Here is a 22261-nt window from a genome sequence, read left to right as displayed (position 1 = left end):
CCTCGTACTTACACGATTGGGTGGCCAGTGGTTCTGAAAACCTTCGGCTGGTCCTTCGGCGTCACCGCCGTGGGACTGGCGGCAGCGTGGCTCTATGGGGACTGGAAAGCGTTCGGCATCGTCGCGATCCTGTCCATCCTCGAGATCTCGCTGTCCTTCGACAACGCCGTGGTCAACGCCGGGGTCCTGCAGAAGATGAATGCCTTCTGGCAGAAGATCTTCCTCACGGTCGGCGTCCTGATCGCTGTCTTCGGTATGCGCCTCGTCTTCCCGGTGGTGATCGTGGCGATCACCGCCAAGATCGGCCCCATCGAGGCGGTCGACCTCGCGCTGAACGAGAAGGACCACTACCAGCAGCTGGTGACCGACGCCCACCCGGCCATCGCGGCCTTCGGTGGGATGTTCCTGCTGATGATCTTCCTCGACTTTATCTTCGAGGACCGTGACATCCAGTGGCTCGCCTGGCTGGAGCGGCCGCTGGCCAAGCTCGGCAAGATCGACATGCTGTCCGTCTGCATCGCGCTGATCGTCCTGCTGATCTCGGCGATGACCTTCGCCACGCAGGCGCACCAGCACGGCGGCACGCATGTCGACAAGGCGGCCACGGTGCTGCTCGCGGGCATCGCGGGTCTGATCACCTACCTGATCGTGGGCGGGCTCTCCGGCTACTTCGAGGACAAGCTCGAGGAAGAGGAGGAGCGCGAGCATGAGGCGGAGGAGGAGGCCAAGAGGACCGGCAAGAAGAAGCCGGCGATCCTGCTGGCCGGCCAGGCCGCGTTCTTTATGTTCCTCTACCTGGAGGTCCTGGACGCGTCCTTCTCCTTCGACGGTGTCATCGGCGCCTTCGCCATCACCAACGACATCGTCCTGATGGCGCTGGGCCTGGGCATCGGTGCCATGTACGTACGTTCGCTCACGGTCTACCTGGTCCGCAAGGGAACCCTGGACGACTACGTCTACCTGGAGCACGGCGCGCACTACGCCATCGGCGCGCTGGCCGTGATCCTCATGATCAGCATCCGGTACGAGGTCCCCGAGCTCGTCACGGGCCTCATCGGCGTGGCGCTCATCGGCTGGTCCTTCTGGTCCTCGGTGCGCCGCAACCGGGCCATCGCCGAGGGCGCGGGGGAGAAGGCGGAAGTCTCCTCCGGGGTGTGACCCTGGCACATTTGAGGAACGCTCTGATCGGGGCGGTCGTGAGGGTCACCTCACGGCCGCCCCTTTCGCGGTCGGCGCTCGAATGGGGTGGGGGTTTCATGGCCATGGCTATCTGGGACAAGTTCCTCGGCGGCTGGGGACGGCCGGGCACACAGCAGCTCGACTTCGGCGGCGCCAGCGGCGCGGTGGAGCTCACCAAGCGTCATCCCACCTTCTCCCTCACCAAGCAGGGCGCCGTCACCGGAAACCTCCGGGTGAACCTCTCCTGGCGGATGCGCACCTCCTCGGACTTCGGCGAGCGCCCCTCGCTGAGCGAGGGACTGCGCCACCCGCTGCGGAAGTTCCGGCCCGAGATGGTGCAGTCGCAGGGTCCGGCCTTCGTCAATGTGGACCTCGACCTCGCCTGTATGTACGAGCTGGCGGACGGCTCGAAAGGGGTGGTCCAGCCCCTCGGCTCGATAATGGGCAGTCTCAACAGCCCGCCGTACGTCAAGCTCAGCGGGGACGACCGGTTCGGCTCCGGCTCAGGCGAGACCATCTACGTCAACATGGACCACCACGCGCAGATCAAACGCCTGCTGATCTTCGTCTACATCTATGACGGGACCCCGGCGTTCGACCGTACGCACGCGATGGTCACGCTCTACCCCGGCAACGGCCCCCGGATCGAGATCGCGCTCCACGAGCGCGCGCCGGAGGCCCGGTCGTGCGCCGTGGTGATGCTGGAGAACAACAAGGGGGAGGTCACGCTGCGGCGTGAGATGAAGTATGTGTACGGCTTCCAGGCGGAGCTGGACCGGCTGTACGGGTGGGGACTCCAGTGGGGGCGGGGGTACAAGACGAAGGTGTGAGGGGCTGAGTTCTCAGCCCGTCCGGCGCTTGAGGACACCGCGCGGCAGCGCGGAAGGGGGCCCGGGGGCGAAGCCCCCGGGCGGCGGGAAGGGGCGCGGCCGGGAAAAGCCCTGCGGGGCCTACCGGTTCGGCTGGAACTGCGGCCCCTGCGGCGGCAGCCGGAACCCGGGATCCGGCACCGGCCGCCCCTGCGGATACCCATAGGCGGGCTGCACCGCGGGCTGCTGCGGATGTCCGTACGCCGGCTGCGCCGGGAGCACGGGCGGCGAAGGCGGCATGGGAGGCGGCGGCGGGTACCCGTACCCGGACTGCGGCTGAGGCTGTGCCACGGGCTGCGGCTGCGGCTGCGGCTGCGGCACAGGCTGAGGCTCCGGATCGGCCGACTGTGCGGGCTCGGCCACGGCCGCGCCCGCCGCCGCGGAGTCGGCCCCGGCGTCGTCGGCCTCGCCGCCCTCCTCCTCGTCGACCGAGATCCCGAACTCCGTCGCCAGCCCCACCAGCCCGGACGCGTACCCCTGCCCCAGGGCCCGGAACTTCCAGCCCTCGCCGCGCCGGTAGAGCTCGCCGCAGATCATGGCGGTCTCCGAGCCGGTCTCCGGCCGGACGTCGAAGCGCGCGAGGGGTTCGTCGGCCCGGGCGCCGGCCGCGGCGGCGTCGTAGAGCAGCACGCACAGGTCCGGGACGAGCCCGAAGGGGCCGCCGTCCGCGGACGCGGCGAGCACGATGCGGTCGACGGCGGGCTCCAGGGCCGCGAGGTCGGCCTCGATCGCGTCCGTGGCGCCCTCGACCAGCCGTTTCTTGGCGAGGTGCCGGACGGCCCCGGAGGGGTGGCGGGGCTGGTTGTAGAAGACGAAGTCCTCGTCGGAGCGCACCCGGCCGCCGCCGTCCACCAGCAGTGCGGAGGCGTCCACGTCCGGGACACCCGGCCCGGGGGTCCAGCGCAGTACGGCCCGTACGTTCCGGGCGTCCAGCGGGATGTTCGACCCCTTCGGCATGGCGTGCGTCATGCCGCAATCCTGCCCTCCCGTGCGGGCCGGGGACAACGCAGGTCCCACCCGACCGGAGGACGGTGGGGGAGACGCCGGGGAAGCGGCCGTACGTCGCGATGAAGACGCGCAGTGTACCCATGCGGCTGGCCAGATTTTCATGCGCTTGGGGAACTCTTGACCCGTCGCCGGACGTACGATAATCGGCCACGCTTCCGGCTGGACGGTCCGGTGGGACGTGGCACACGGGGAGAGTAATGAGGCATTTCGAACACCTTGCGCCCTCGGTGCGGAATGGGCTGTTCCATAGAGAGCCCGGCGCGTTCGACGCCGACTCCCCGGCCCGTACGCTCGCCGTCGCCCTCGGCGCCACGCTCTACAGCCCCGCCACCCGCCCCGCCCTCGCCCACGACATCCGCAAGCAGGCCGAGCGCGGCGTGGTGTCCATGGTCCTCTGCCTGGAGGACTCGATCGGCGACGAAGAGGTGGAGGGCGCGGAGGAGAACCTCGTCCGCCAGTTCGCCGAGCTCGACCGGCAGGCCGCCGACGGCCGGAGCCTGCCGCTGCTGTTCGTCCGGGTCCGCGAACCCGGCCAGATCACCGACCTCGTGCGCCGCCTGGGCCCCGCCGGACGCCTGCTCTCCGGCTTCGTCCTGCCGAAGTTCACCGAGGAGCGCGGCGTCCCCTTCCTCGAAGCGCTCGCCCTGGCCGAGGGTGACTGCGGCCGGCGGCTGTTCGCCATGCCCGTCCTGGAGTCCCCCGAGCTCCTCCACCTGGAGACCCGCACCGAGGCGCTCGCCGGGATAGCCCGCACCGTCGACAAGTACCGCGACCGGGTGCTGGCCCTGCGGCTGGGCGTGACGGACTTCTGCTCCGCGTACGGACTGCGCCGGGCGCCCGACATGACCGCCTACGACGTCCAGCTCGTCGCCTCCGTGATCGCCGACGTCGTCAACGTCCTCGGCCGCGCGGACGGCAGCGGCTTCACCGTCACCGGACCGGTCTGGGAGTACTTCCGCCAGCACGAGCGGATGTTCAAGCCCCAGCTGCGCCGGACGCCCTTCGCCGGCCCGGCGGAGGAGCTGCGCACCGCCCTCATCGAGCACGACATGGACGGCCTGCTCCGCGAGATCCAGCTGGACCGGGCCAACGGGCTCCAGGGCAAGACCTGCATCCACCCCTCGCACGTCGCCCTGGTGCACGCGCTGTCCGTGGTCAGCCACGAGGAGTTCAGCGACGCCGAGGACATCCTGCGGCCGGAACGCGACGGCGGCGGAGTGATGCGCTCCGCCTACACGAACAAGATGAACGAAGTGAAGCCGCACCGGGCCTGGGCCGAGCGGATCATGCTGCGCGCCGAGGTGTTCGGCGTCGCGCGGGAGGACGTGAGCTTTGTGGAGCTGCTGGCGGCGAGCGTGGGGGCGACGGCGTGACGGGATCGGGACGGGAGTCGCGGCAGGAGGCCGGGCAGTGGTCCGGGCAGTGGGTGGCGGACCGGCTCGGCGTGGGGCTGGAGGGTGACCCGGAACTGAGGTCGCTGCTGGGCCTCGCGGTGCGGAGGAACAAGAAGCGCGCGCACCTCCTCGTCTCCCACGTCCTCGGCAAGCACGTGCCGGCGGCGCCCGCCGTCGTGTACGGGTCCGGGGTGGACCTCGGCCGCCGCGTCCGGGACCTGCTCGGTGACGAGGCCGCGGCGCGGGCGGTCGTCCTCGGCTACGCGGAGACCGCGACGGGCCTGGGCCACGCGGTCGCGGACGGCCTGGCCCTCGCCCCGTACCTGCACTCCACGCGCCGCCCGGTCGTCGGTGTCCGGCCGGTCGGCGGCTTCGAGGAGGAGCACAGCCACGCCACGTCGCACCTGCTGCTGCCGGAGGACCCGGAGCTCCTGGCGGGCGACGGACCGCTGGTCCTGGTCGACGACGAGTTCTCCACCGGCCGCACCGTCCTCAACACCATCACCACCCTCCACGCGAGCTTCCCGCGCGAGCGGTACGTGGTCGTCGCCCTCGTCGACATGCGGAGCGCGGCGGACCGCGCGCGCCTGGACGACTTCGCGGCGGGCCTGGGCGCCCGCGTGGACCTGATAGCCCTCGCCTCCGGCACGGTGCTCCTGCCGGAGGGGGTGCTGGAACGGGGCCAGGAGCTGGTGGCCCGGCACGAGGCGCGCCTCGGGCGGGACGCGGGTGACCGCGGGGCGGTGCCGGAAGGGGCCGTTCTTCCGGGTGCGGGCGCGCTTCCGGACCCCGCAGGGCCGGAGGCACTCCGGCGGGACGGCGACCGGGTTCATGAGGCCGGTCCGGCGAGGCCCGGTGACGGCGGCCGGGCGGCTTCCGCGCGCCTGACCCGCGTCGATGTCGGCTGGCCCGAGGGCCTGCCCGACGGGGGCCGGCACGGCTTCACCCCCGGGCACCGGGCGCGCCTGGAGGCCGCCCTGCCGGGCATGGCCGCCCGCGTCGCGGGCGCGCTGGCCGCGCCGGCCACCGTGCCCACGGACGGGGAAACGCCTCCCGCGGGGCCGGACGCGCCCCGCCGCGTCCTCGTGCTCGGCAACGAAGAGCTCATGTACGCCCCCCTCCGCCTCGCCGCCGCGCTCCAGGACGTACTCCGGGACACCGGCACGGGTACCGGACCCCGCACCGGACCCCGCACGGAACCCCGTACCGGCCCCGCCGAGGTCCGTTTCTCCACCACCACCCGCTCGCCCGTCCTCCCCGTCGACGACCCCGGGTACGCGATCCGGACCCGTATCGCCTTCCCCGCCCACGACGACCCGGCGGACGGCCCCGGCGAGCGCTACGCGTACAACGTCGCGGGCGCCGGCTTTGACGCCGTCGTGGCCGTCGTCGACTCGGCGGCCGACACGCCCGGACTGCACGCCCCCGGCGGTCTGCTGGACCGGCTCGGCGCCCATACCGGGCACGTCGTGCTCGTCACCGTCCCCTCCTACGCACCGGAGGTCCACATCCCCACGCCCGAACCGCTTCGCGGCCCCGCCTTCTCCTCGTACGCCCCCGAAGACGTCGGCTGGCTGCTCCAGGACCTCTCGGACGTCAGCCTGGAGGCGCCCACCGAGGAGCGCGAGGAGGCCATCCAGAGCGGCGGCGCGCACTACGCCGAGTCGCTGCCCGTCGAGTACCAGCCGAGCGCCGACTACCAGGCCCTCTTCCACGCCGCGCTCGACGCCTCCGCCGCCCGTATGGCCAGGGCGGTCGGCGTGGTCACCGAGACCGTGCTCGCCGAGCGGTCCCCCCGTCCGGTCCTGGTCTCGCTGGCCCGCGCCGGCACCCCCGTGGGCGTCCTGATGCGCCGCTGGGCCCGCCACGCGCACGGCCTCGACCTGCCCCACTACGCCGTCTCCATCGTCCGGGGCCGCGGCATCGACCCCGTCGCGCTGCGCTGGCTCGCCGCCCACCACGACCCGGCCGACGTCGTCTTCGTCGACGGCTGGACGGGCAAGGGCGCCATCACCCGCGAACTCGCCGAGGCGCTGCGCGGGTTCGACGGCTTCGACCCGAGGATCGCCGTCCTCGCCGACCCGGGCCACTGCGTCGACACCTACGGCACCCGGGACGACTTCCTCATCCCCTCCGCCTGCCTCAACTCCACCGTCTCCGGGCTGATCTCCCGCACGGTGCTGCGCGCGGACCTCGTCGGCCCGGACGACTTCCACGGCGCCAAGTTCTACCGCGAGCTGGCCGGGGCCGACGTCTCCCGCGCCTTCCTCGACACCGTCGCCGCCCGCTTCGCCGAGGTCGAGGAGGACGTCGCCGCCGACGTCAAGGAGTTCGCCGCCGCCGACCGCGCGCCCACCTGGGAGGGCTGGGCGGCCGTCGAGCGCATCAGCGAGGAGTACGGCATCCACGACGTGAACCTGGTCAAGCCCGGCGTCGGCGAGACCACGCGCGTCCTGCTGCGCCGCGTCCCCTGGAAGATCCTCGCCCAGCGCGGCGCCGGGTCCGACCTGGACCACGTCCGGCTGCTCGCCGGGCAGCGCGGCGTCCCCGTGGAGGAGGTGGACGGCCTGCCGTACAGCTGCGTCGGCCTGATCCACCCCCGCTACACGCGCGGCGCGACCGGCGCCGACGGCAAGGCGGTGACGGCGCCGTGACCCTCCTCGTCGCCAGCGACCTCGACCGCACGCTGATCTACTCGACGGCGGCCCTCGGCCTCACCGGGCCCGACCACCGGGCGCCGCGCCTGCTGTGCGTGGAGGTCTACGACAGCAAGCCGCTCTCGTACATGACGGAGACCGCGGCCGGCACGCTCGAAGCGCTCGCCCGCACCGCCGTGTTCGTCCCCACCACGACCCGCACCCGCGAGCAGTACGGCAGGATCCACCTGCCCGGGCCCGTACCCGAGTACGCGATCTGCGCCAACGGTGGCGAGCTGCTCGTACGCGGTGAGTCCGACCCCGGCTGGCGGCGGGACGTGGAGCGCCGGCTCGCCGCCGAGTGCGCCCCGCTGGACGAGGTCCGGGCGCACCTGGTCCGTACCGCCGACCCGGCCTGGCTGCTCAAGGAGCGTACGGCCGAGGATCTGTTCGCCTACCTCGTCGTGGACCGCCCGCTGCTGCCGGACGCCTGGGTGAAGGAGCTCACCGAGTGGGCCGGCGCCCGCGGCTGGTCCGTCTCGCTCCAGGGCCGCAAGCTCTACGCGGTGCCCCGGCCGCTCACCAAGAGCGCGGCGGTCGCCGAGGTCGCCCGGCGGACGGGCGCGGCCGAAGTGCTCGCCGCGGGCGACTCGTTGCTCGACGCCGATCTGCTCCTCGCCGCCGACCGGGGCTGGCGCCCGGGCCACGGCGAGCTCGCGGACGCCGGCTGGACCGCCCCGCACGTCACCGCGCTGGAGACACGAGGGGTGGCGGCGGGGGAGGAGATCCTCGCGGCGTTCGCGGGAGTGGCGGGGTAGCCGCGGCGTACGCTCGGAGGGGCCCGGTCGCGCACGCTCATGGTGCGCGCGGCCGGGCCCTTTGTCGGTGTCCGCTTGTCGGTTTCCGCGCCGGATACGTCGTACCTGACGTGTCTGATGTATTTGATGTATCCGATACGTCCGACGCATCCGTCATCGGGACCGGAGCCGTAACTCCCCTACCCGCTGAGGAGAATCGCGTGCCAGAGTTCAAGGGCCCCCGGATCACCCCCGAGTTGTACGCGTACGTGCTCGCCCACCACCCGCCGCTCCCTCCGGAGGAGCGGGCGCTGATCGACCTCACCCACTCCGTCCTCCCCGCCGTGGCGAACAAGCAGACCGCCGAGGAACAGGCGCCGCTGCTGTCCTTCCTCGTCCGGCTCACCGGGGCCCGGCACATCGTCGAGGTCGGCACCTTCACCGGTCTGTCCGCCCTGGTCATGGCGAGGGCGCTGCCCCCCGGCGGTCGGCTGATCTCCCTGGACATCTCGGAGGAGTGGACGGCCTACGCGCACGAGCCCTGGGCCGACGCGGGCGTCGCCGACCGGATCGACCTGAGAATCGCGCCCGCGCTGGACTCGCTGCGGGCGATGCCGGCGGAGCCGCACATCGACCTGGCCTTCCTCGACGCGGACAAGGGCAACTACATCCCGTACTGGGAGGAGCTGGTGCCGAGGCTGCGGCCCGGCGGGCTGATCGTGGCCGACAACGTCCTCTTCAGCGGCGATGTGGTCGCGGAGCGGCCGGGGCCGATGGGGGCGGCGGTGAAGGAGTTCAACACGCATGTGGCGGCGGACAAGCGGATGGAGTCCGTGATGATCACCGTGGCGGACGGGCTGACGCTGGCGAGGCGGGTGGGGTAGCGGGTGGGGTAGGCAGGGGGCAGGTCGGGGCAGGCCGGGCCGGGGCAGGGCGGGCCGGGGCAGCTCATCGGTCAGGGCGGCCCCGGCGGTCGAGGGCGAACCTCAGCCGCAGCAGCCGCCCCCGCAGCACCCTCCGCCACCGGCGGACGGCGCGGGCGCGGACCCGGACGAGGAGCCGCCCGTCATCGCGACCGTGGACAGCAGCTTCACCGTGTCGGTGTGCCCCTCGGGGCACACCGCCGGGGCCGAGGACTCGGCCATCGGCCGGCTGAGCTCGAAGGTGTCACCACAGGCTTTGCAGCGGTATTCGTAGCGAGGCATGCGGGCAGCATAGCCAGCGAGGCGGGGGCGGGACACGGGGCGCCTGCGGTGGGGGCGGGTGGGGGACGCGCCGCGGATCCGGGGGCGGCTTCCGGCCTTCCGGCCTTCCGGCCTTCCGGCCTTCCGGCCTTCCGGCCTTCCGGCCTTCCGGCCTTCCGGCCTTCCGGCCTTCCGGCCTTCCGGCCTTCCGGCCTTCCGGCCTTCCGGCCTTCCGGCCTTCCGGCCTTCCGGCCTTCCGGCCCTCCGGCCTTCCGGCCCTCCGGCCTTCCGGCCCTCCGGGCCGTCCCGGAGGGGTCAGCGACCGGCGGCGCCGCGAGAGTCCCGTATCTCCTGCACCACCCGGGTCACGGTCCGCCGCACGGCCTCCGTCTCGGTGAGGAACGCCCACCAGTCCGGATGCCGGCCTTCCAGGCCCGCGACGGCCCGGTCCAGGCGGGCCACGGCGTCGTCCAGGGGGCCGGCGTGGCGGGGGTCGGGGGTGTTGCGGCCGGCCATCGCGAGCCGCTGGGCGTCGCGGATGGCGAAGCGGGTGCGCTCGACCTCCTTGCCGTGGTCGAAGGACACCTCGTCCAGCCGCCGCAGCCGGTCGCCCGCGGCGGAGACGGCCTCGTCGGTGGTGTTCAGCAGGGCCCGTACCGTCGACAGCCGGGCCAGGGCGTCCGGCCAGCGCTGCTCGGCGCGGGCGGTGCGCGCCTCGCGGAGCTTCTCCTCGGCCTGGGCGACGGCGTGGGCCGCCTCCTCGGGCACCTGCTGGAGGTCCTGCCAGCAGGCGGCGCTGTAGCGGCGGCGGAGCTCGCTGAGGACGGGCTCGACGCCGGCGGCGCGGGTGGTGAGCGCCTGGGCGCGGGTGCGCAGGGAGACGAGCCGCTTGTCGACCTCGGCGGCCTTCTGCGGCAGGCCGTCGGCCTCGCCGCGGACGGCCTCGGCCTCGCGCAGGACGCGGTCCGCGCGCTGGAGGGTCTCCTGCACGCCGTGCTGCCCGGCGCCCTGGTTGAGCCGGGTCAGCTCGGGCCCGAGGGCGGCGAGGCGGGCGGCGAGGTCGTCGGCGGTGAGCCCGGAGGCCCGTACGGCCTCCAGGGCCTCGCCGGCCGCGCGCAGCGCCTGGCGGGCCCGCTCCACGGCGGGGGCGAGCCGGGCCAGCTGGGTCTCGGCGGTGGCCAGCAGGGGGCCGAGGCCCTGCCCGAACCGGTCCAGCTCGGCCTTGATCCGGTCCAGCTCGTCCTTGGCGCCGGCCAGGTCCGTACGGGCCCGGCCGGCCGCACCCGCGTCGAGGTCGTCGCGGTCGAGGTCGTGGGAGTCGACGGCGGTGATGTAGGTGTGGGAGACCTCGTCGATGCGGTGCCCGAGGAGGGCGAAGTCGGCGGCGGCCTTGCGCGCGGCGGGGGAGGGGTCGACGGCGGTGATCGTCTCGATGGAGATCCGCAGGTCGCGCTGGGCGGTGTCCAGCTCGTAGAAGGCGGCCGCGGCGGCGTCCTTCGCGGCCTGGGCGTCGGCGCGCCGGCTCTCGCCGCGCCCCCGTCCCCAGCGGCGCGTGCCGCCACCGGCGAAGGCGGCGGGGGCGGCGGCGAGGAGCAGGGGGACGGGGAGCAGCGCGAGCGCCACGGTGTCCCGGAGGGCGGCGGCGAGGGCCCGGCCGGCGCCTGGCCGGCGGGCGGTCCCGGCCCGCGCGGAACGGAGGGAACGGCGGCGCGCCGAATCCGCGGACTGTGCGAAGGTCGCCGTCACTTGCCCTCTCCCGATGGATCGCCCCTGGCCCGGGTGCCATTGTCCCACCCGTTAAGGACGAACACACGGGACCATTAGTTCGCGATCACGACCTTGACGTTGCCGTTGTGGGCCCGCGCGGAGACGGAGTGACCGCTGGCGTCGTCGGTGGGGACCTCGACCTTGGCGGTGCCGTTGCTGCTCGACGCGTCGACCCGGTACGGGGTGCGGGGCAGCTCGATCTTGATGTTGCCGTTGTGGTTGGAGGTCTCGACGCGGTCCGGGACGCGGGCCATGGCGAGCTGGACGTTGCCGTTGTCGGAGCGGGCCTTGACCTGGCGGGAGCCGGTACCGGTGGCGATGACGTTGCCGTTGGAGCTGGAGAGGTCGAGGGCGCCGGTCGCGTCCGTGACCCGGACCTCCCCGTTGTCCGAGGACACCTTGAGGTCGGTCGAGAAGCCGCGCGCCTTGACCGTGCCGTTCCCGTCCTTGACGGTGACGGCGACCCCGCGCGGCACCTCGACCTTGTGCCGTGAGGCACAGTTCGAGCTGATCCCGTCGCAGTGCTCGCGCAGCTTCAGGGTGCCGCCGTCCATCTCCCAGCCGGCCTTGGCCGACCCGCCCATGGTCCACCCGGCGAACCAGCGGGTGACCTTGACCTCCTTGACGTCCGCGGGCGCGATCTCCAGCTCGGAGTTGTCCGTGTCCACCGTGAGCTCCCGCCCGGAGAGGGGGAACGCCTTGTACTCCGGCTCGGCCTCGTCGAGGTCCGCGCTCCCGCACCCGGTCAGCGCCGTACCGGCGAGCAGCACGCCTCCGGCGACGAGGGACAGACGGGCGGCGGAACGGGTACGGGTGCGGGTGCGGGGCTTCACGGTGACTCCGTAGTCGGGGGAGGCGGACGGCGGCGGCCGATCGTGCATGATCACCGTACGGACGGACGGGGGTGCGGCGCCATGAAGCTCCCTACCGGTTCCGGGGTGGGGATAACCCCCGCCCGGCGGTTTGCGAGGACCCGCCCCCGGCGATGTAGGCTGTCGCTTCGATCCAGGGCGCATAGCTCAGCGGTAGAGCGCTGCTCTTACAAAGCAGATGTCGGCGGTTCAAATCCGTCTGTGCCCACCCTTGCGGGACCCCCGGCCGATCTCGGCCGGGGGTCTTTCGCTGTTCATGGGGGCGGACCTGCCCAGCCGGCTGCCCGCCGCCTGTCACGTGGGCAGCAGCCGCCGGCCGTCGTGGATCCGTACGTACGGGCCGTCGTCGCCGAGGGCGTCCAGGAGGCGCACGGCGTAAGCCTCGGTCATCGACGCGAGGACCTCGTCGGGGGTCAGCCAGGCGATCTCGGCGGTCTCGTCGGACAGCCGCTCGGCGCCACCGACGGGCCGGCAGCGGAAGACGAGGGCGACGATGCCGCGCGCCATGTTCTTGTAGACGCCCGTCAGCCGCTGCGCCTCGACCTCGACGCCGGTCTCCTCCAACACCTCCCGGCACGCCCCCTCGCCCGGAGCCTCGTCGAGCTCCAGCACCCCGCCGGGCAGCTCCCACCGGCCGTTGTCGGCCCGCCGGATCGCGAGCATCCGTCCGTCCTCCCGTACGACGGCCCCTGCCACGGAGACGGAGTGGAGGGGTGTGGACTCACGCGCGGTGGCTCCCATGCGCGAAAGGATAGGAGGAGCCTGGTCAGGCGGGCCCGTCGAACTCGTACTCCAGCACGTACGCGGCGGCGTCCAGCGTCATCTCGTTGACCTCGACGGCCTTGCCGCCCTGGGCGAACGCGGTGCGGCAGATGAGGACGACCGGGGTCCCTGCGCGAGACCGAGCCGCTCGGCCTCGTCACCGGACGGCATCCGGCAGCGGATCTCCTCGCGGAAGTGCACGGGCTTGTAACCGAGTTCCGCCAGACGCGCGTACGTCCCGCCGGGTCCGGTGTCCTCCCGCAGGATCGGGGACCCGGCCACGATGTCCGCGGGCAGATACGAGGTGGAAAGCAGCACCGGCTTGCCGTCGAGGACGAAACGCCTGCTCCGCACGCAGACGGTGCTGTCCGGGGCCAGCCCCAACGCCTCGGCCACGTGCTCGGGAGCCGTCGTTTCCGTGACGTCGATCTGATCGACCGCGAGTGCGCGGTCCTCGATTTCGGTGGCCCATATGGACTGCCCCGAACCCCAGGTCCCCTCGGCCAGCCGCTGGATCCCCTTCCGTCGCAGCGGCCGGAAGGACCGGACGAAGACCCCCGCGCCCTTGCGCGCCTCGGCGACTCCTTCGCTCTGCAGCATGCCCAGCGCCTGGCGGGCGGTCATACGCGCTACGCCATAGCTCGCCATCAGATTGTTCTCACCCGGCAGCCGCTCACCCGGACCGTACTCCCCGGCCTGGATCGCCTTCCTCAGATCGTCAGCGATCCGCTGGTACTTGGGTCGGCGGCCAGCGCCCTGGTCGGCCATCGGGTGATCACCTCTTTCCTCTCCGGAACAGCGTAAGGGGAGGCGGCCGGATATCACGGAACGGGGTTCCCGCCTTGAGGAAACAACCTATCCAGAGAAGGAGTTGGCGCCTCTGGAGAGGCGAATTCACTGGGTCATCTCTAGAGATGACGGGCGAGGTCGCTCGGCTGCCGGACGACACGTCGGCACCCACCCGGCCGTGGCACCGCCCGCCACCCCGGCGGCTCGCGGGACCACCGGACGACCACACCCCCCGATCCACAGCAAGCGAGATTCCCTCACACCCCCCAGGGAGCGCGGCGAAGAGGGGAAAGCAAGGCGGAGACCACTCCGGCAAGCCCGACACCTCCGACAGTGACGGTCACCGGGAAAAGCCCCCGGGGCGGACGAAGCCGTACGAACCCCCGAAGAAGTGAGGCCGGATGGTCACGCAGCGGTGTCTCCTCCGGACCCTGGAGGAGAAGGGGGCGCTGCTCCCCGAGTGGCGCGACACGGTCGCGGCCGTGGATCGCGCGCGGTTCGTGCCCGAGGTCTTCGAAGGGGTGAACTTCGCGGAGGATTCCGAGCGTTGGGCGGCGTCCGTTTACTCGGACGCCCCTCTCGTCACCCAGGTGAACGACGGTGAGGCCCTGAAGGACGGCGGGTTCCGGCTCGCGACCTCCTCCTCGTCCATGCCCTCGATCATGCTCGAAATGCTGGGCCTGCTCGAGGTGGGCTCGGGACACCGCGTCCTGGAGATCGGTACCGGTACGGGCTACCACGCCGCATGGCTGTGCCACCGGCTGGACGACTCGAACGTGATCACCGTCGAGATCGACCCCGCCGTCCTGACGGTCGCGGTGGCGAATCTCCGGGAGGCCGGGTACCGCCCGGTGACGGTCCTGGGCGAAGGGCGTCACGGACATCGCACCGCAGCACGTCCTCCAGGACGACCCCGCGTTCTTCATCGGTCTGTACGTCACCGACGCGCGGTACCGGTGGTACGAGGCGGACGACGGCAGCGGGGAGGCCACGCTGTGGCTCCTCGCCGACGACCGGAAGTCCTGGGCGACCGTCGAGTACGTCCCCGGACGGGAAACGTACGAGGTCGAGCAGTACGGCCCCCGAAGGCTGTGGGACGAGGTGCGTGGGCCGTTCCTCCGATGGCACGCTCTCGGGAGCCCGGAGCGGGCGCGCTTCGGGCTGACCGTCGACGAGGCCGGGCAGCGGGTCCGGCTCGACGAACCGGCCTCGGGCTCCTGCCCCTGACGCCGAGGCGTAAAGCAGCACCATCGGCCGGCCCCGTCGCTTCGGGGTCGGCCGCTTCGTCGTTTGCGCATGACCTCACACGCGATCGCGCGTCTCCATGCCGTCCGCATAGCGTTCACCTTCATCTCATTGCAACGCTCAAGCGGTTAACGTTGCATTAAATCCAGAGCCGTTGCAACAATATTGCCGCCCTGACCTGCATAAATGCAGATCGCAAGCAATGGGCGCGTTGCCGTCTACCGAAACGCAACGTAGCTTTTCCCTCGTCAGAAACGACGAGCTCAAGGAGAGCCCCCATGCTGAAGTTCGCCACCGCCGCCCCGGTCACCACCGTCCTGGACATCCCCGCCGGTCTCGTACGGTTCATCGCCGCCGACCGGGCCGACACCACGGTCGAGGTCCTCCCCGCGAACCCCGCGAAGAACCGCGACACAAAGGCCGCGGAGCAGACCACCGTCGAATACGCGGACGGGGTCCTGCGGATCGCGGGCCCGGTGAAGAACCAGATCCTGGGCGCCTCCGGTGCCGTGGAGGTGACGGTGCAGCTGCCGGCCGGCTCCCACGTCCAGGCGAAGGCGGCCGCCGCCGAGCTCCGCGGCGTCGGACGGCTCGGTGGCGTCACGTTCGAGGGCGCGCAGGCGTCGGTCAAGCTCGACGAGGCCGCGAGCCTCTACGCCACTGTCGCCGCTGGTGACGTCGAGGTCGGCCGCCTGACCGGCCCCGCGGAGATCGCCACCGAGAAGGGCGACATCCGCGTCACCGAAGCCGTACGCGGCACGGTCACCCTGCGCACCCAGGCCGGCGACCTCACGATCGCCACCGCCACCGGCACCTCCGCCACCCTCGACGCGGGCACCGCCTACGGCCGGATCCACAACTCCCTCAAGAACACCGGCAGCACCCCCGACCTCACCATCCACGCCACCACCGCCTACGGCGACATCACCGCCCGCAGCCTCTGACCGACACCCCGCACGCCCAGGACCGGCACCGACGAAGGACGGAAAGAATGAGCACCACTCAGGACTACCAGGCGGCCGAGCAACTCCTCCGCCGACTCGCCCGCCCCGGCGAGCTCGTCGTCGGCGACAGGGTCAGGCCGCAGTGGCTCGACGGAGGCGCCCGCTTCCGTTACGCGGTGAGCAACGGCGCCGGCAGACGGTTCGTCCTCGTCGACCCGGCGGCGGGCACCCGCGAGCCGGCCTTCGACCACGCCCGGCTCGCCGCCTCGCTGGCCGTCGCCTCCGGGCAGCGGGTCGAACCCGACGCCCTGCCGTTCATATCCTTCGAAACCGCGGAAAACGCCGTGGAGTTCCACGCGTTCGGCGAGTACTGGCGCTGCCGCCTGGACGACTACGCCTGCGAGCGGGCCGAGTTCACCCCGCCGGGCGACCCGCTGGCGGTGCCGTCGCCCGACAGGACGGTCGCCGTGTCCCAGCGGGGGTACGACCTGTGGGCGCGCTCGCTGTCCGACGGCCGCGAGTGGGCGCTGACCACCGACGGCGAGCCCGCCTACCAGTACGGCACCAACCCGGAGTGCCTCGGCAACGGCACCCTGCTGCGCAAGTTCGGCCTTCCGCACCTGCCGCCCGCGGTCGCGTGGTCGCCCGACTCGACGAAGGTGCTGACGCACCGGACCGACGAGCGCGCGGTCCGGCGGACCCACCTCGTGGAGGCCGGGCCCGCCGACGGCGGCGCCCCCCGCACGCACACCCAGCGGTACGCCTACGCCGGGGACGAGAACATGCCGCTGGCCGAGCTGGTGGTGCTGGACGTCGCCGAGGGCACGGTGGTCCGCGCGCAGGCCGAGCCGCTGCTCATGCCGATGGTGTCGCCGGTCACGGGCGAGTGGGCGTGGTGGGCCCCCGACGGCTCGGCGGTGTACTACCTCGCCCGGCCCCGCGACCGGCGCACGCTGACCCTGCACCGGCTGGACCCGGCCACCGGCGAGGTCACCACCGTACTGAGCGAGACCGGGCCCACCCGTGTCGAGCCCAACCAGTGGATGTACGAGCCGCCGATCGTGCGGGTGCTGGCCGACGAGGTGCTCTGGTACTCGCAGCGGGACGGGTGGGGCCACCTGTACCGCTACGACCTGCGTACCGGCGCGCCGCTCGGACAGGTCACCTCCGGGCAGTGGGCCGTGCGGCGGATCCTGCACGTCGACGAGGCCGAGCGGGTCGTGTACTTCACCGCCTCCGGGCTGATCGAAGCGGACCCGTACCGGCGTACGGTGTGCCGGGCCGGTCTGGACGGCTCCGGCTTCGCCAAGGTCACGGACGACGAGCTGGACCACGTCGTCACCCTCCACGACGGCCAGGACTACTTCGTCGACTCCGCGTCCACCGTCGACACCCCGCCGGTGACCCGCGTCCGCGACTGGACCGGGCGGGTGCTGGCCGAACTGGAGCGCGCCGACACGGGCAAGCTCACGGCCACCGGCTGGACGCCGCCGGAGCGGTTCCGCGTCAAGGCCGCCGACGGGGTGACGGACATCTACGGGGTGCTGTACCGGCCGCACGGCTTCGACCCGGCCCGGCGCTACCCGGTGGTGGACAACGTGTACCCCGGCCCGCAGGTCAACCGGGTCGAGCCGGGCTTCGACCCCGGCGGGATGGGGCTCGACGCGGAGCCCCTCGCCGCGCTGGGCTTCGTGGTGGTCGCGGTCGACGGGCGCGGCACCCCGGGGCGGAGCAAGTCCTTCCATGACGCCTCGTACGGCCGCCTGGCCGACGCGGGCGGCCTGGCCGACCACGTCGCCGCGCTGCGGCAGCTGGCCGCGACCCGCCCGTGGATGGACCTGGACCGGGTGGGCGCGTTCGGCCACTCCGGCGGCGGCTTCGCCACCGTACGCGCGATGCTGGACTTCCCCGAGGTGTACAAGGCCGGTGTCGCCCTCTCCGGCTCGCACGACGCCCCCTGCTTCGGCCTGGACTTCGTGGAGGCGTACGACGGCGCGGACGACCCCGGGGCCTGGGCCCGTACGTCCAATGTGGAGATCGCGGACCGGCTGGCGGGCAAGCTGCTGCTCGTCCACGGCGAGATGGACGACCGGGTGCACCCGGACCACACGCTGCGGCTGGCCGACCGGCTCGTCGCCGCGGACAAGGACTTCGAGCTGCTGATCGTGCCCGGGGCCGAGCACATGTTCATCGACTGCCTCGCCTACGTCCGCAAGCGCTCCTGGGACTTCCTGGTCCGCGAGCTGATGGGCACGCGGCCCCCGGCGTACCGCCCCGCCCCCATCGTCATCGGCCCCGAGCTGCTCGGCGAGCTGTTCGCCTGAGCGGTCCGGCGGGTGGCGGCGGATCTCTTGCCAGGCCGGCAGGGCACCCGCGCGCCGAATCCCTGCCGACCATGTCCGCCCCGCGTCGCAACCCGTCGGCTTCATGACCGTTTGATGAGCGTTCCGCGAACTCGGTCGTGGTGAGCGCCGCCCTGGCGTCCGCGGATCATAGTCTGGGGCCATGCTTTCGACCCCATCCCGGCAGCGGAGCCCTGAGGAGATCAACCGCGCGATCCGCCACTTCCTGTCCGCGCGCAGCGGGCGGGCCCTCACCGGGGCCGAGCGGCGCATGTACCAGCGGCTGCGGGCGGAGTGGGCCGCGGCGAGCCGGCGGGGGCCGCGCTGTGCCGTGGCCTGAGCCCCGGCGCGAGCCGGGCCCGGTCCGGCGGATCATGCCCGACGGCAACATCTCGTAGGCGATCAGGCAGCGGTCCGGCGTGTGCGGCTCTCCCCGGTGTGCTGCTGGGAAGGATGGGCGACGACCGACGAGTTTCTCCGTGATCCGCAGTCAAGATCAAAGTTGGTGCGCCGGAGCCGCGAGTGTGGTCCAATCGCGCACCGACCGGATCTGCTGAGAACCGGACACGAGACACCGAGGAACCCTTGATGCGCACCCTGATCAGCACGGCCTTTATCTCGCTCGACGGCGTCGTGGAGGCTCCGGGCGGCGAGCCCGGCTACCGGAACTCCGGGTGGACCTTCAAGGACATCGAGTTCCTCCCCGAGGCGTTCGACATCAAGGGCCGTGAGCAGCAGGAAGCCACCGCGATACTGATGGGCCGGACCAGCTACGAGGCGTTCAGCCCGGTGTGGCCCGACATGGCGGACTTCGCCGGCTACAAGGTGATGCCGAAGTACGTCGTTTCCACCACGCTCACCGACAACGATCTGGTGGCGAACTGGGGCGAGACCACGATCCTGCGCTCACTCGACGAGGTCGCCGCGCTGAAGGAGACGGAGGGCGGCCCGATCATCGTGCACGGCAGCGCCTCCCTGAACCAGGCCCTTTCGGACGCCGGCCTGATCGACCGCTACCACCTGCTCGTCTTCCCGCTGCTGCTCGGCGCCGGCAAGCGGTTGTTCAGCGCCACGGACAAGGACACGCAGAAGCTGAAGCTGGTCGAGCACGAGGTCTACGCCAACGGCCTGCAGAAGAACATCTTCGACGTCGTCCGCTGACAGCGGTTCCCGCACTCGCTGTGCCGTCGCGTCTTCGGCCATGGCGACGAGTCGCATCCGAGACGGTCACATGATCCACCGGACACGGGCCTAGGGCCCCGGCCCGGACACCCGCCCGCCCGAAGGGTCCGACGCCGCCAGCCACGCCCGGTAGGCCGCGCTGCGGGACGTCGCCTCCGCGTACGCGTCCGCCAGGTCGCCGTAGAGCGCGTCGAGTTCCGGGAGCGGCAGGGCGCAGGGGCGGGTGGCCAGGGAGAGTTCGGCGGTGAGGGGGTCGCCGGCCAGGGGGCGGATCACGGTGCCCGGGGTGGCCTCGGCGGTGGGCTGGCAGGGGCGTACGGCCTCGCCGGAGGCCACCAGGTCCGCGGCGGTGGTGTTGTCCCGGACGTGCAGCAGGCGCGGATCGAGCCCGGCCGCGGTGAAGACGCGGCGCAGTGCCGCCCATTCGTGGTCGGCCGTGGGGTCCACGATCCAGGAGTCGTCGGCCAGTTCGGCGAGCGTGACCGCCGGTGACGCGGCCGCCGGATGGCCGGCGGACAGGGTGACGAAGCGCGGCTCCCGCTCGACGAGGACGCGTCGCTGCACCTCCGCCGGCAGGTGCAGCGGGAAGCCCGCGGTCTCGTGGACGAAGGCGACGTCCAGCTGGTTCGTCGCGAGCAGTTGGAGCAGGGTGTTCGCCGACACCTCTATGTGGATGGTGATGTCCGTATCGGGCAGCCGGTCGTGGATCCGGCGGAGCCAGCCCGTCACCACCCGGCTGCCGACGCTGCCCACCCGCAGCCTCGCCCCGCCCGCACCCACGGCGGCGTCCCGGGCGGCCGTCACCAGCGCGGTCATCTCGGCGACGATGGGCCGGGCGCGGGAGAGCACCGAGTGCCCCAGGGGCGTGGGGCGGCTGCCGGTCTGGCCGCGGGTGAAGAGGAGGCCGCCGATGGCCCCCTCGATACGGCGCAGTTGAGTGGTCAGCGAGGGCTGGGTCATACCGAGCAGCAGCGCGGCCTTGCGCACACTTCCCGCATCCGCGATGGCGCAAAGCGCCCGGAGGTGCCTGACCTCGAGCTCCACAGGAGGGAGCATAACTGCACCTCGCGAGTCACACCAGGCACAGCGGAGGGCAGGGTAGGCGATTGTCTGGGCCTATCGCCAATTGGCATCATCCGTACCACTGATAACTCGTCAGAGACTCTGCGGGACCAGCAGTTCACCCGGTGAACCCCCGGCCGACCCACCCATGCGGCCCCGGGTTCTCGGAACGAATGGAGTCCCCCACATGAATCGCTCCACCATGGTGCTGTCGGCCGCGCTCGGCCTCGGCCTGGCCGCGGCCATGACGGCCGTGCCCGCCTCCGCCGCCACGCCGACCGTCACCGGTTCGCAGACCGTCACCCAGTCCTCGTACGTCGGCTCGGCCGCCGAAGAGGCCAACAACAAGGCGTTCTTCGACGCCGTGATGAAGTCCGCGATGACCAAGGCGGCGAAGTCGCCCGGCCTGAAGGTCGTCACCGTCACGTACGACCCGAGCGCCGCGCCCAGATTCGCCCAGCAGATAGCCAGCAGCGCGCAGATCTGGAACAGCTCCGTCAGCAATGTCCAGCTGCGTGCGGGCAGCAACGCCGACTTCCGGTACTACGAGGGCAACGACTCCCGCGGCTCGTACGCCAGCACCGACGGCCACGGGCGCGGGTACGTCTTCCTCGACTACCGGCAGAACCAGCAGTACAACTCCACCCGCGTCACCGCGCACGAGACCGGTCACGTCCTCGGTCTCCCGGATCACTACTCCGGCCCGTGCAGCGAGCTGATGTCCGGTGGCGGTCCCGGCACGTCCTGCCAGAACCCCTACCCGAACGCGGCCGAGAAGAGCCGTGTCAACGCTCTGTGGGCCAATGGCCTGAAGGCGTTCGACAAGGACGCCTTCACCAAGGTCCACTGACCGGACGGGAGCGCTCGCGCGCGCACGCGGTGGCCCGGTTCCTCCCCGAGGAGCCGGGCCACCGCCCCGTTCGCGGGAGCCGCCCGCCCGCGGAGGGCGCATACTGAGGCCAATGACGAAGCCACCAGCGCATCGACGGCATCTGCCCACCAGTCCCTTCAACGCCCCGCCCGCACCCGGCCCCGTGCAGAAGTTCGACGTGGGCGACCGGGTGGCCCACGACCGGTACGGCCTCGGCCGGGTCATCGGTGTCGAGGAAGACATCGCCGTGCTTGTCGACTTCGCCACCAGGCAGGAGCGGATCCCGGGCCCGTACACCAAACTGACCAAGCTCTGAGCGCCGCACCAGGACCGTTAACCCGCGCTTCACCCGTCCCCGGACCGGCGCCACCGGGAGTGACGGAGCGCTGCCCGTCGGCAACTTCCACCTCGCCGTGCCCATGCTCACCGGGCACGGCACCGCCGTTTCCGCCCGGCCGTAGCCGGGCCGGGGAGCCCCTCGGGGGCGTGCGGGGACGGTGTGGCCCGGATGACGTAGGAGGGCCCGGCATATCCGTACGAATGTTCGTGCGCGGCCGTTCCGCCCCGGCCTAGGCGGGGCGCACCCGGGCGTACGGCCGCCGCCGTAACGGGGCCTACGGAAGGTTACTGAGCTTGCGCTTCCGGTTCACCGGGGCGGCGCACCACGAACGCGGCGCCCGCGCCCGCGGCGAAGAGGGCGAGGAAGGAGACGGCCGTGCCGAGCCAGCTCGCGCCCAGCCACTGGCCGCCGAAGTAGCCGAGGCTCACGCTGTAGGCCGCCCAGGTCAGGCCCGCCAGCGCGGACCACGGCAGGAACTCCGCCACCCTGCGGTGCATCACCCCTGCGCCGAGGCTCACCACCGACCGGCCGGCCGGTGCGAAACGGGCGACCACGACGAGCGGGCCGCCGCCGCGCAGCAGCGCCGTGCCCAGCTTCTCCTGGGCCGCCGTGAGCCTGCGGGAGCGCGCCATCGCGCGGTCGAAGCGGTCGCCGCCGCGCCAGGCGAGGCGGTAGGCGACCATGTCGCCGAGGACGGACGCCGTCGCGGCGCACATCGCCAGTGCGAACATCTCGGGGAAGCCCGCGTGGCCCTGGGCCGCGCCCCCCACCGCGTCGGCGGCGGAGCCCGCCGCGGCGGTGGCGGCGGTGACCACGAGGAGCCCGCTCGGCAGGACGGGAAGGAAGACGTCCAGGAGTACGGACAGCCCGACGATCACATAGATCCATGGTGAGCCGGCCAAGGCCCCCAACTGCTCCAGCACGTCCTGATCTCCCGGTACGGTCCCCCGCCGCGACGTCGCAGGGGAGCGGCAGGGGCGGCCTTCACAACCGCACAGCGTACGCCTGGGGCTGCTGT

20 protein-coding genes, 1 tRNA gene and 1 pseudogene are annotated in these 22261 nt (G+C 72.2%); 14 read left to right on the top strand and 8 right to left on the bottom strand.

What is annotated here, in order from left to right; all coding sequences use genetic code 11:
- Positions 1-27: 27 nt before the first annotated feature.
- Both AF335_RS02115 and AF335_RS02110 read left to right on the top strand, forming a co-directional pair.
- The gene (locus AF335_RS02115) at positions 28-1158 is read left to right on the top strand and encodes a DUF475 domain-containing protein (protein WP_102916513.1); all 1131 of its coding nucleotides are present in this window, start codon (positions 28-30) and stop codon (positions 1156-1158) included.
- Positions 1159-1262: 104 nt separating this feature from the next.
- Positions 1263-2009: a TerD family protein gene (locus tag AF335_RS02110; protein WP_184743727.1), complete on the top strand. Its 747-nt coding sequence runs from the start codon at positions 1263-1265 to the stop codon at positions 2007-2009.
- Between the two features lie 120 nt (positions 2010-2129).
- Here the strand turns inward: AF335_RS02110 and AF335_RS02105 are convergent, their stop codons facing one another.
- A complete protein-coding gene (locus tag AF335_RS02105) occupies positions 2130-3017 on the bottom strand; it encodes a TerD family protein (RefSeq protein ID WP_102916512.1) in 888 nt (295 codons plus the stop codon).
- 236 nt (positions 3018-3253) lie between these two features.
- Between AF335_RS02105 and AF335_RS02100 the strand changes: the two genes are divergently transcribed.
- The 4 genes from AF335_RS02100 (at position 3254) to AF335_RS02085 (ending at position 8767) form a co-directional block, all read left to right on the top strand.
- A complete protein-coding gene (locus AF335_RS02100) occupies positions 3254-4429 on the top strand; it encodes an HpcH/HpaI aldolase/citrate lyase family protein (RefSeq protein WP_102916511.1) in 1176 nt (391 codons plus the stop codon).
- The gene (locus tag AF335_RS02095; protein WP_102916510.1) at positions 4426-7104 is read left to right on the top strand and encodes a phosphoribosyltransferase; all 2679 of its coding nucleotides are present in this window, start codon (positions 4426-4428) and stop codon (positions 7102-7104) included. Before AF335_RS02100 ends, AF335_RS02095 begins: the two co-directional genes overlap by 4 nt.
- Positions 7101-7904 (top strand): HAD family hydrolase, encoded by an 804-nt coding sequence (locus AF335_RS02090; protein ID WP_102916509.1) that lies wholly within the window; start codon positions 7101-7103, stop codon positions 7902-7904. The genes AF335_RS02095 and AF335_RS02090 overlap by 4 nt, the downstream gene beginning before the upstream one ends.
- 200 nt (positions 7905-8104) lie before the next feature.
- Positions 8105-8767, top strand: coding sequence for an O-methyltransferase (locus AF335_RS02085; RefSeq protein WP_102916508.1), 663 nt, complete (start codon positions 8105-8107; stop codon positions 8765-8767).
- A gap of 102 nt (positions 8768-8869) precedes the next feature.
- Here AF335_RS02085 and AF335_RS02080 read toward each other — a convergent pair whose 3' ends face one another.
- From AF335_RS02080 to AF335_RS02070, 3 genes are all read right to left on the bottom strand, one after another.
- The gene (locus AF335_RS02080) at positions 8870-9088 is read right to left on the bottom strand and encodes an FmdB family zinc ribbon protein (RefSeq protein WP_102916507.1); all 219 of its coding nucleotides are present in this window, start codon (positions 9086-9088) and stop codon (positions 8870-8872) included.
- Between the two features lie 294 nt (positions 9089-9382).
- The gene (locus tag AF335_RS02075; RefSeq protein ID WP_102916995.1) at positions 9383-10690 is read right to left on the bottom strand and encodes a coiled-coil domain-containing protein; all 1308 of its coding nucleotides are present in this window, start codon (positions 10688-10690) and stop codon (positions 9383-9385) included.
- Positions 10691-10887: 197 nt separating this feature from the next.
- Complete coding sequence (locus tag AF335_RS02070; protein ID WP_102916994.1) at positions 10888-11715, bottom strand: DUF4097 family beta strand repeat-containing protein; 828 nt, start codon at positions 11713-11715, stop codon at positions 10888-10890.
- A 127-nt stretch (positions 11716-11842) separates the two neighbouring features.
- Between AF335_RS02070 and AF335_RS02065 the strand changes: the two genes are divergently transcribed.
- Positions 11843-11914 (top strand) — tRNA-Val (locus AF335_RS02065).
- A gap of 86 nt (positions 11915-12000) precedes the next feature.
- Here AF335_RS02065 and AF335_RS02060 read toward each other — a convergent pair.
- Positions 12001-12447, bottom strand: a complete 447-nt coding sequence (locus AF335_RS02060; RefSeq protein WP_102916506.1) for an NUDIX hydrolase — start codon at positions 12445-12447, stop codon at positions 12001-12003.
- A gap of 25 nt (positions 12448-12472) precedes the next feature.
- Positions 12473-13236, bottom strand: a pseudogene (locus tag AF335_RS02055) (GntR family transcriptional regulator).
- Between the two features lie 422 nt (positions 13237-13658).
- On the opposite strand from AF335_RS02055, the gene AF335_RS02050 reads away from it, so the two are divergent.
- The 5 genes from AF335_RS02050 to AF335_RS02035 all read left to right on the top strand — a co-directional run bounded on the left by AF335_RS02050 (position 13659) and on the right by AF335_RS02035 (position 18949).
- Complete coding sequence (locus AF335_RS02050) at positions 13659-14645, top strand: methyltransferase domain-containing protein (protein WP_228773326.1); 987 nt, start codon at positions 13659-13661, stop codon at positions 14643-14645.
- Between the two features lie 135 nt (positions 14646-14780).
- Positions 14781-15446 (top strand): DUF4097 family beta strand repeat-containing protein, encoded by a 666-nt coding sequence (locus AF335_RS02045; RefSeq protein ID WP_102916505.1) that lies wholly within the window; start codon positions 14781-14783, stop codon positions 15444-15446.
- 47 nt (positions 15447-15493) lie between these two features.
- Positions 15494-17770, top strand: coding sequence for a S9 family peptidase (locus tag AF335_RS02040; protein WP_102916504.1), 2277 nt, complete (start codon positions 15494-15496; stop codon positions 17768-17770).
- A 181-nt stretch (positions 17771-17951) separates the two neighbouring features.
- Positions 17952-18128 carry a hypothetical protein gene (locus AF335_RS34340; RefSeq protein ID WP_170127558.1) on the top strand — a complete coding sequence of 59 codons (177 nt, stop codon included), beginning with the start codon at positions 17952-17954 and terminating at the stop codon, positions 18126-18128.
- Between the two features lie 248 nt (positions 18129-18376).
- On the top strand, positions 18377-18949 hold the full coding sequence (locus AF335_RS02035) for a dihydrofolate reductase family protein (protein ID WP_102916503.1): 573 nt from the start codon (positions 18377-18379) through the stop codon (positions 18947-18949).
- A gap of 90 nt (positions 18950-19039) precedes the next feature.
- On the opposite strand, the gene AF335_RS02030 is transcribed toward AF335_RS02035, so the two are convergent.
- Positions 19040-20014 (bottom strand): LysR family transcriptional regulator, encoded by a 975-nt coding sequence (locus tag AF335_RS02030; RefSeq protein ID WP_244926884.1) that lies wholly within the window; start codon positions 20012-20014, stop codon positions 19040-19042.
- A 205-nt stretch (positions 20015-20219) separates the two neighbouring features.
- Between AF335_RS02030 and snpA the strand changes: the two genes are divergently transcribed.
- Both snpA and AF335_RS02020 read left to right on the top strand, forming a co-directional pair.
- On the top strand, positions 20220-20882 hold the full coding sequence (gene snpA, locus AF335_RS02025) for a snapalysin (protein WP_102916501.1): 663 nt from the start codon (positions 20220-20222) through the stop codon (positions 20880-20882).
- A 112-nt stretch (positions 20883-20994) separates the two neighbouring features.
- Positions 20995-21219 carry a hypothetical protein gene (locus AF335_RS02020; RefSeq protein ID WP_087928295.1) on the top strand — a complete coding sequence of 75 codons (225 nt, stop codon included), beginning with the start codon at positions 20995-20997 and terminating at the stop codon, positions 21217-21219.
- 308 nt (positions 21220-21527) lie between these two features.
- Here the strand turns inward: AF335_RS02020 and AF335_RS02015 are convergent, their stop codons facing one another.
- Positions 21528-22166, bottom strand: coding sequence for a DedA family protein (locus tag AF335_RS02015; RefSeq protein ID WP_102916500.1), 639 nt, complete (start codon positions 22164-22166; stop codon positions 21528-21530).
- Positions 22167-22261: the final 95 nt, after the last annotated feature.

Source organism: Streptomyces eurocidicus, assembly GCF_002891295.1.
Taxonomy (GTDB): Bacteria; Actinomycetota; Actinomycetes; order Streptomycetales; family Streptomycetaceae; genus Streptomyces; species Streptomyces eurocidicus.
The sequence above is the reverse complement of the archived record's forward strand: the minus strand, read 5'-3'. Positions and strand labels throughout refer to the sequence as shown.